General features: G+C 60.1%; 6 protein-coding genes. All 6 read right to left on the bottom strand.

What is annotated here, in order from left to right:
- Positions 1-123 precede the first annotated feature (123 nt).
- Genes fabI through A8O26_RS14120 form a run of 6 tightly spaced genes read right to left on the bottom strand, consistent with a single transcriptional unit; the run spans position 124 to position 8,319 of the window.
- Positions 124-918, bottom strand: a complete 795-nt coding sequence (fabI, locus tag A8O26_RS14145; RefSeq protein WP_007910591.1) for an enoyl-ACP reductase FabI — start codon at positions 916-918, stop codon at positions 124-126.
- A 19-nt stretch (positions 919-937) separates the two neighbouring features.
- Positions 938-2,548, bottom strand: coding sequence for an ABC transporter ATP-binding protein (locus tag A8O26_RS14140; protein ID WP_064118587.1), 1,611 nt, complete (start codon positions 2,546-2,548; stop codon positions 938-940).
- Position 2,549: 1 nt separating this feature from the next.
- A complete protein-coding gene (locus tag A8O26_RS14135; RefSeq protein ID WP_064118586.1) occupies positions 2,550-3,569 on the bottom strand; it encodes an ABC transporter permease in 1,020 nt (339 codons plus the stop codon).
- Between the two features lies 1 nt (position 3,570).
- Positions 3,571-4,644: a microcin C ABC transporter permease YejB gene (locus A8O26_RS14130; RefSeq protein ID WP_016987121.1), complete on the bottom strand. Its 1,074-nt coding sequence runs from the start codon at positions 4,642-4,644 to the stop codon at positions 3,571-3,573.
- A 4-nt stretch (positions 4,645-4,648) separates the two neighbouring features.
- A complete protein-coding gene (locus tag A8O26_RS14125) occupies positions 4,649-6,490 on the bottom strand; it encodes an extracellular solute-binding protein (protein WP_064118585.1) in 1,842 nt (613 codons plus the stop codon).
- Positions 6,487-8,319: an extracellular solute-binding protein gene (locus A8O26_RS14120; RefSeq protein WP_064118584.1), complete on the bottom strand. Its 1,833-nt coding sequence runs from the start codon at positions 8,317-8,319 to the stop codon at positions 6,487-6,489. Before A8O26_RS14120 ends, A8O26_RS14125 begins: the two co-directional genes overlap by 4 nt.
- Positions 8,320-8,593 lie beyond the last annotated feature (274 nt).

The raw sequence follows: 8,593 nt of genomic DNA, 5'->3' as shown, positions 1-8,593 counted from the left end.
GGTCAGGCACATCTCTGTTGATGTGCCGGCCTCTTCGTGAGCAAGCTCACTCCCACAGGGGCCAGTGTTGCAGGCATAAAAAAACCCGCCAGATCGGCGGGTTTTTTATTGGCTAAGCGAAGATCACTCTTCGATGTTGCCCATGGCGGTGGTGTTGAAGCCGCCGTCGACATACATGATTTCACCGCTGATGCCCGACGCCAGGTCGGAGCACAGGAAGGCGCCGGCGTTGCCGACTTCGTCGATGGTGACGTTGCGACGCAGCGGGGTTTGCGCTTCGTTGGCGGCCAGCATTTTGCGGAAGTTCTTGATGCCCGAGGCTGCCAGGGTACGGATCGGGCCAGCCGATACGCAGTTGACGCGGGTGCCGTCCGGGCCCAGGGAGCCGGCCAGGTAACGTACGCCAGCTTCCAGCGAAGCCTTGGCCATGCCCATCACGTTGTAGTTAGGCATGGTGCGCTCGGCGCCCAGGTACGACAGGGTCAGCAGGCTGCCGTTGCGGCCTTTCATCATTTCGCGGCCGGCTTTGGCCAGGGCCACGAAGCTGTAGGCGCTGATGTCGTGAGCGATGCGGAAACCGTCACGGGTGGTGGCTTCGGTGAAGTCGCCGTCCAGTTGGTCGCCCGGGGCGAAACCAACGGAGTGGACGATGCAGTCCAGGCCGTCCCACTTCTTGCTCAGTGCTTCGAAGACCTTGGCGATTTCTTCATCGCTGGCCACGTCGCACGGAAAGCACAGCTCAGGGCTCGAACCCCAGCCTTGGGCGAATTCTTCAACACGACCTTTCAGTTTGTCGTTCTGATAAGTGAAGGCAAGCTCAGCGCCCTCGCGATGCATGGCGGCAGCGATGCCGGATGCGATGGACAGCTTGCTGGCGACACCGACGATCAGTACGCGCTTACCGGCGAGAAAACCCATGTGTTGCTCCTCTTTCAGGTTATTGCGCAGTGGCTGGTGCCAAAAAAGCGGCTTCCAGCAACTGCTGTGTATACGGATGTTGGGGGGCGGCAAAAATACTTTGCGCGTCTCCCTGTTCGACCACTTGGCCATGCTTGACCACCATCAACTGGTGGCTCAGCGCTTTGACGACAGCCAGGTCATGGCTGATAAACAAATACGTCAGGTTGTACTTGGCTTGCAGTGAACGCAACAGCTCCACCACTTGCCGCTGCACCGTCCGGTCGAGCGCCGAAGTCGGCTCGTCCAGCAGGATCAGCGCCGGTTTCAGCACCAAGGCCCGGGCAATGGCGATTCGTTGCCGTTGCCCACCGGAAAATTCGTGGGGGTAGCGGTGCCGGGTTTCCGGATCCAGACCTACCTCCTTCAATGCCGCAATAATCGCCGCTTCCTGCTCGGCTGCGGTGCCCATCTTGTGAATCCGCAGGCCTTCGCCAACGATGTCACTGACACACATGCGCGGGCTCAGGCTGCCAAACGGATCCTGAAACACCACCTGCATCTCCCGACGCAACGGGCGAACCTCGTTCTGCGTCAGGCAGTCTAGCTGCTTGCCTTCAAAGCGGATCGCGCCTTTGCTGCCAATCAGCCGCAAAATCGCCAGACCCAGCGTGGATTTGCCGGAACCGCTTTCCCCGACAATCCCCAGGGTCTGACCCTGAGGCAGGCTGAAATTGATGCCGTCCACTGCCTTGACGTGATCCACCGTGCGCTTGAGCAGGCCTTTCTTGATCGGGAACCAGACTTTCAGGTCTTCGACCTCAAGCAGCGGCGCGCCGATTTTATTGCTCGCCGGGCCTCCGCTGGGCTCCGCGCCGAGCAATTCCCGAGTGTACGGATGCTGCGGCGAACGGAACAGCTCTTCGCACGATGCCTGTTCGACGATGCAACCGCGCTGCATGACACATACGCGATGCGCAATTCTTCGCACCAGGTTCAAATCGTGACTGATCAGTAGCAGCGACATGCCCAATCTGGCCTGCAATTGCTTGAGCAGATCGAGGATTTTCAGCTGAACGGTCACGTCCAGCGCCGTGGTCGGTTCGTCGGCAATCAGCAGTTCCGGCTCGTTGGCCAAGGCCATGGCGATCATCACCCGTTGGCGCTGACCACCGGACAATTCGTGGGGCAGGGCCTTGAGGCGCTTGTGTGGCTCTGGGATGCCGACCATCTCCAGCAGCTCCAAAGTGCGCTTGGTCGCGACTTTGCCGGTCAGACCCTTGTGGATGCCGAGGACTTCGTTGATCTGCTTCTCGATCGAGTGCAGCGGATTCAGCGAGGTCATCGGCTCCTGAAAAATCATCGCGATGCGGTTGCCACGAATATGGCGGATGGTCTTTTCGCTCAGGCCCAGCAGGTTTTGCCCGGCGTAGTTGATGCTGCCGGCCGGATGGCGGGCCATCGGGTAGGGCAGCAAACGCAAGATCGAATGCGCGGTCACCGATTTACCCGAGCCGGATTCGCCGACCAGTGCCAGGGTTTCGCCGCGCTTGATGTCGAAACTCACGCCTTCGACGACCCGGTGCACGCGCTCGCCGAAACCGAATTCGACGGCGAGGTCGCGCACTTCGATCAGATTGTCCTGATTCATTTCACTTCCTCGGGTCGAAGGCATCGCGAGCGGACTCGCCGATAAACACCAGCAAACTCAACATCAATGCCAGCACGGCGAACGCGCTCATGCCCAGCCACGGCGCTTGCAGGTTGGATTTGCCCTGGGCGACCAGTTCACCCAGCGACGGACTGCCGGCCGGCAAGCCGAAACCGAGGAAGTCCAGCGCGGTCAGGGTACCGATGGCGCCGGTGAGGATGAACGGCATGAAGGTCATGGTCGAGACCATCGCGTTGGGCAGGATGTGGCGGAACATGATCGCGCCGTTCTGCATGCCCAGCGCCCGCGCGGCGCGCACGTATTCGAGGTTGCGGCCACGGAGGAACTCGGCGCGCACCACGTCGACCAGGCTCATCCACGAGAACAGCAGCATGATCCCCAGCAGCCACCAGAAATTCGGCTGGACGAAACTGGCGAGAATGATCAGCAGATACAGCACCGGCAGCCCCGACCAGATCTCCAGAAAACGCTGTCCGGCCAGATCGACCCAGCCGCCATAGAAACCCTGGAGGGCGCCGGCAATCACGCCGATGATCGAACTCAACACAGTCAACGTCAGCGCAAACAGCACGGAAATACGGAAGCCATAAATCACCCGCGCCAGCACATCGCGGCCCTGATCGTCAGTGCCCAGCAGGTTGTCCGCCGACGGTGGCGCCGGCGCCGGGACTTTCAGGTCGTAGTTGATGCTTTGATAGTTGTAGGGAATCGGCGCCCACAACACCCACGCGTCCTTGGCCTTGAGCAGTTCGCGGATGTACGGGCTCTTGTAGTTGGCTTCCAGCGGGAATTCGCCACCGAACGCAGTTTCCGGGTAACGCTTGATCGCCGGGAAGTACCAGTTGTTGTCGTAATGCACCACCAGCGGCTTGTCGTTGGCGATCAGTTCGGCACCTAGGCTCAGCCCGAACAGAATCAAAAACAGCCACAGCGACCACCAGCCGCGCTTGTTGGCCTTGAACAGTTCGAAGCGGCGGCGGTTGAGAGGGGACAGGTTCATCTCAATGCTCCCGGCTTTCGAAGTCGATGCGCGGATCGACCAGGGTGTAAGTGAGGTCGCCGATCAGTTTCACCACCAACCCGAGCAGGGTGAAGATGAACAGAGTGCCGAACACCACCGGGTAATCACGGTTGATCGCCGCCTCGAAGCTCATCAGACCGAGGCCGTCGAGGGAGAAGATCACTTCCACCAGCAGCGAGCCTGTGAAGAAGATGCCGATGAACGCCGACGGGAACCCGGCAATCACCAGCAACATGGCGTTGCGGAACACGTGGCCGTAGAGCACGCGGTGGCGGGTCAGGCCTTTGGCCTTGGCGGTGACTACGTACTGTTTGTTGATCTCGTCGAGAAAGCTGTTTTTGGTCAGCAGGGTCATGGTCGCGAAGTTGCCGATCACCAGTGCCGTCACTGGCAGCGCAAGGTGCCAGAAGTAATCGAGAATCTTGCCGCCGAAACTCAGCTCATCGAAGTTGTTCGAGGTCAGGCCCCTAAGCGGAAACCAGTCCAGATAGCTGCCGCCGGCAAACACCACGATCAGCAGAATTGCAAAGAGGAATGCCGGAATCGCGTAGCCGACGATGATCGCCGAGCTGGTCCACACATCGAAGTGGCTGCCGTGCCGCGTGGCCTTGGCGATCCCCAGCGGGATCGACACCAGGTACATGATCAGCGTGCTCCACAGCCCCAGCGAGATCGACACCGGCATCTTTTCCTTGATCAGATCGATGACCTTGGCGTCGCGGAAGAAGCTGTCGCCGAAATCCAGCGTCGCGTAGTTCTTGACCATGATCCACAGGCGTTCCGGGGCCGACTTGTCGAACCCGTACATGTGCTCGATTTCCTTGATCAGCGCCGGGTCCAGGCCCTGCGCGCCGCGATACGACGAGCCGGCTACGGACACCTCGGCACCGCCGCCGGCAATCCGGCTGGTGGCGCCTTCGAAGCCTTCGAGCTTGGCGATCATCTGTTCCACCGGACCACCGGGCGCGGCCTGGATGATCACGAAGTTGATCAGCAGAATGCCGAACAAGGTCGGGATGATCAGCAGCAGTCGCCGAAAAATATACGCCAGCATCTGATTACTCCGTGCCCGCAGGGTCGGCTTGCAGTTTGGTTTCGACTTCTATCGCCGGTTTCGCGTCAGGCTTGACCCACCAGGTGTTGATACCGATGTCGTATTTGGGTGAGACCTTGGGGTGACCGATGTGATTCCAATAAGCCACGCGCCAGGTTTTGATGTGCCAGTTGGGGATCACGTAGTAGCCCCATTGCAGCACCCGATCCAGCGCCCTGGCGTGGGCCACCAGACTTTTGCGTGACTCTGCGTTGATCAGGTTTTCCACCAGTTGATCGACGGTCGGATCCTTCAAACCCATGGTGTTGCGGCTGCTTGGTTTATCGGCAGCAGCGCTCATCCAGTATTCGCGCTGTTCGTTGCCCGGCGAGTTGGACTGCGGGAAGCTGCCGACCATCATGTCGAAATCCCGTGAGCGCACGCGGTTGATGTATTGCGAAACGTCGACGCGGCGGATCACCAGATCGATGCCGAGGTCGCTGAGGTTGCGTTTGAACGGCAGCAATACGCGTTCGAATTCGGTCTGCGCGAGCAAAAATTCAATCACGACAGGCTTGCCCGTGGTGTCGACCATTTTGTCGTCGACGATCTTCCAGCCAGCCTCTTGCAGCAGTTGATAGGCTTCGCGCTGCTGGGTACGGATCATGCCGCTGGCGTCGGTCTTGGGATTGTCGAAGGCTTCGCTGAACACCTGTGCCGGCAACTGGCTGCGGAACGGGTCGAGGATCGCCAACTGATCAGCATCAGGCAGGCCGGTGGCGGCCATTTCCGAGTTTTCGAAATAGCTGCGGGTGCGGAAGTAGGCTGCGTTGAACAGTTGCTTGTTGGTCCATTCGAAATCGAACAGCAGGCCGAGCGCCTGACGCACGCGCACGTCCTGGAACACCGGGCGGCGCAGGTTGTAGACGAAGCCCTGCATGCCGGTCGGGTTGCTGTTGGCGATCTGTTCCTTGATCAAGCGACCTTCGGTGACCGCCGGGATGTTGTAGGCGTTGGCCCAGTTCTTCGCGGTCATCTCCAGCCAGTAATCGAACTGCCCGGCCTTCAAGGCTTCGAGGGCGACGGTGTTGTCGCGGTAGTAATCGGTGGTCATCGTGTCGAAGTTGTAAAAACCACGATTGACCGGCAGGTCCTTGCCCCAGTAATCCTTGACCCGTTCGTAACGTACCGAACGCCCGGCCTTCACTTCAGCAACCTTGTATGGACCGCTGCCCAGCGGGATTTCCAGATTGCCCTTGTTGAAGTCGCGATCAGCCCACCAGTGTTTTGGCAGCACCGGCAACTGACCGAGAATCAACGGTAACTCGCGGTTGTTGCTGTGCTTGAACTTGAACAGCACTTTCAGCGGATCTTCGGCGATCACCTCGGAAACGTCGCTGTAGTAGCCGCGAAACATCGGCGAGCCTTCTTTGGTCAGCGTGTTGAAGCTGAACACCACGTCGTCGGCGCGCACCGGGTGACCGTCGTGGAAACGGGCTTCCGGGCGCAGGTAGAAACGCACCCAACTGTTGTCCGGGGCTTTTTCGATCTTGGCGGCGATCAGGCCGTATTCGGTGAACGGTTCGTCGAGGCTGTGCTTGGTCAGGGTGTCGTAGATCTGCCCGACGTCATCGGCCGGCACGCCTTTGCTGATGAACGGGTTGAGGCTGTCGAAGCCGCCGAATCCGGCCTGACGGAAAATCCCGCCCTTCGGCGCGTCGGGGTTGACGTAATCGAACTGCTTGAAATCGGCCGGGTATTTCGGCGGCTCGTTGTACAGGGTCACGGCGTGTTGCGGGGCGGCACAGGCGAGCCCGGCGAACAGCAAGCCGCTGGCCTGGACGAGCAGGGCGCGGATCGGTTTCATTGATCTTTCTCCGAAGACTTCAGCCACCACGCGCTCAGGCCCAGGGTGTAGGGCGGCGTGGTGACGAAGGCCAACCGGTTGCGGTAGGCCAGACGGTGATAATTGAGGTACCAGTTGGGAATGCTGTAGTGCTGCCAGAGCAGCACGCGGTCGAGCGCCTTGCCGGCGGCGACCTGTTCGTCGCGGGTGCGCGCGGCGAGCAATTGTTCGAGCAGGTGATCGACCACCGGGTTGGCGATGCCCGCGTAATTCTTGCTGCCCTTGACCCCGACCTGGCTGGAGTGGAAGTACTGCCACTGCTCAAGGCCCGGGCTGAGGGTTTGGTTGAGCGTCATCAGGATCATGTCGAAATCGAATTGATCGAGGCGCTGTTTGTACTGCGCGCGATCGACCGTGCGCAGGCGCGCATCGATACCGATGCTGCTGAGGTTCTCGATGTACGGCTGGAGGATTCGCTCCAGATTCGGGTTGACCAGCAACAGTTCGAAGCTCAGCGGCTGGCCGTTGGCGTTTTGCAGGCGCTGGCCGTTGAGCTTCCAGCCGGCCTCGGCGAGCAGGGCCAGCGACTTGCGCATGGTTTCCCGCGGGATGCCGCGACCGTCGGTTTGCGGCAAGGTGAACGGCTCGGTGAACAGCTTCGCCGGTAACTGATCTTTATACGGCTTGAGCATCAGCCATTCGTGGCCAACCGGCAGGCCGCTGGCGCTGAATTCGCTGTTGGGGTAGTAGCTGGTGGTGCGTTTGTAGGCATCGCTGAACAGCGCGCGGTTGGTCCATTCGAAGTCGAACATCAGGCCCAGCGCTTCGCGGGTTTTCACATCGGCGAAGGTGGCGCGGCGGGTGTTCATGAACAGGCCCTGACTCGGGGTCGGGATCTGATGCGGGATCTGCGCCTTGATCACGTCGCCACGGCGTATGGCCGGGAAGTTGTAGCCGTTGGCCCAGTTCTTCGCCTGATGCTCGATGTAGATGTCGAACTCGCCAGCCTTGAACGCTTCGAAGGCCACATCGCTGTCGCGGTAGAACTCGACTTCCATGCGATCGAAATTGTACTTGCCGCGATTGACCGCCAGGTCCTTGCCCCAGTAGTCCTTGACCCGTTCGAAGATCAACTGCCTGCCCGGTGTCACTGAGGTGATGCGGTAAGGGCCGCTGCCCAATGGCGGTTCGAAGGTGGTGGCCTTGAAGTCGCGGTCCTTCCAGTAATGCTGTGGCAGCACTGGCAACTCACCGAGGCGCAGGATCAACAACGGATTGCCCGAGCGCTTGAGCACGAAGCGGATACGCTGTTTGTTGAGGATGTCGACGCGCAGCACTTCCTGCAGCGCGGTGCGGTACAGCGGATGGCCGTCCTTGAGCAGCGTTCGATAGGAGAACGCCACGTCATACGCAGTGATCGGCGTGCCATCGTGAAAACGCGCTTCCGGGCGCAAATTGAACACCACCCAGCTGCGATCTTCGCTGTATTCCACCGATTGCGCGATCAAGCCGTAGCTCGACGCGGGTTCGTCGCCGGACGGCGAATACTGACCGGTGCCGACCATCAACGGCTCGTTCAACTCGTTGATGCCGTACTGGAGGAAATTCGGCGTAGTCACCGGGCTGGTGCCCTTGAAGGTGTACGGGTTGACCGTATCGAAGGTGCCGAACGCCATCACCCGCAACGTACCGCCCTTGGGCGCTTGCGGGTTGACCCAGTCGAAGTGGGTAAATCTGGCCGGGTACTTGAGCGTGCCGAACTGCGCATAACCGTGACTTTCGGTAATCGTCGCGCTTGCGGTTGAGCTCAAGGCCAGGCTGATCAGGAGCAGGAGGAGGGGACGCTTCAAGTCAGATCCGATCCAGGCGGCTTGGGCTTTGTGGGCCGTACAGTAACAGCTTGTCTGGACAGGAAAAAGATGCGGATTAAAGAGCCCCTCACCCTAACCCTCTCCCGGAGGGAGAGGGGACTGACCGAGTTGTTTCTTCGAGCTACACCGACCTGAACTGTCGAGCCGAACTCACGTTTTGAAAAGCCCCTCACCCTAACCCTCTCCCAGGGGGAGAGAGGACTGAACGTGGTGCTCTGGAGGGTTGCACCGACGTGCGATAGCGAGCCGAGCT

It is taken from the genome of Pseudomonas fluorescens (genome assembly GCF_001648775.1).
Taxonomy (GTDB): domain Bacteria; phylum Pseudomonadota; class Gammaproteobacteria; order Pseudomonadales; family Pseudomonadaceae; genus Aquipseudomonas; species Aquipseudomonas fluorescens_M.
The sequence above is the reverse complement of the archived record's forward strand: the minus strand, read 5'-3'. Positions and strand labels throughout refer to the sequence as shown.

Excerpts from the sequence above, each read along its gene's own strand:
- fabI (WP_007910591.1), bottom strand. The coding sequence starts at position 918 with ATGGGTTTTCTCGCCGGTAAGCGCGTACTGATCGTCGGTGTCGCCAGC.
- A8O26_RS14140 (WP_064118587.1), bottom strand. The coding sequence starts at position 2,548 with ATGAATCAGGACAATCTGATCGAAGTGCGCGACCTCGCCGTCGAATTC.
- A8O26_RS14135 (WP_064118586.1), bottom strand. The coding sequence starts at position 3,569 with ATGAACCTGTCCCCTCTCAACCGCCGCCGCTTCGAACTGTTCAAGGCC.
- A8O26_RS14130 (WP_016987121.1), bottom strand. The coding sequence starts at position 4,644 with ATGCTGGCGTATATTTTTCGGCGACTGCTGCTGATCATCCCGACCTTG.
- A8O26_RS14125 (WP_064118585.1), bottom strand. The coding sequence starts at position 6,490 with ATGAAACCGATCCGCGCCCTGCTCGTCCAGGCCAGCGGCTTGCTGTTC.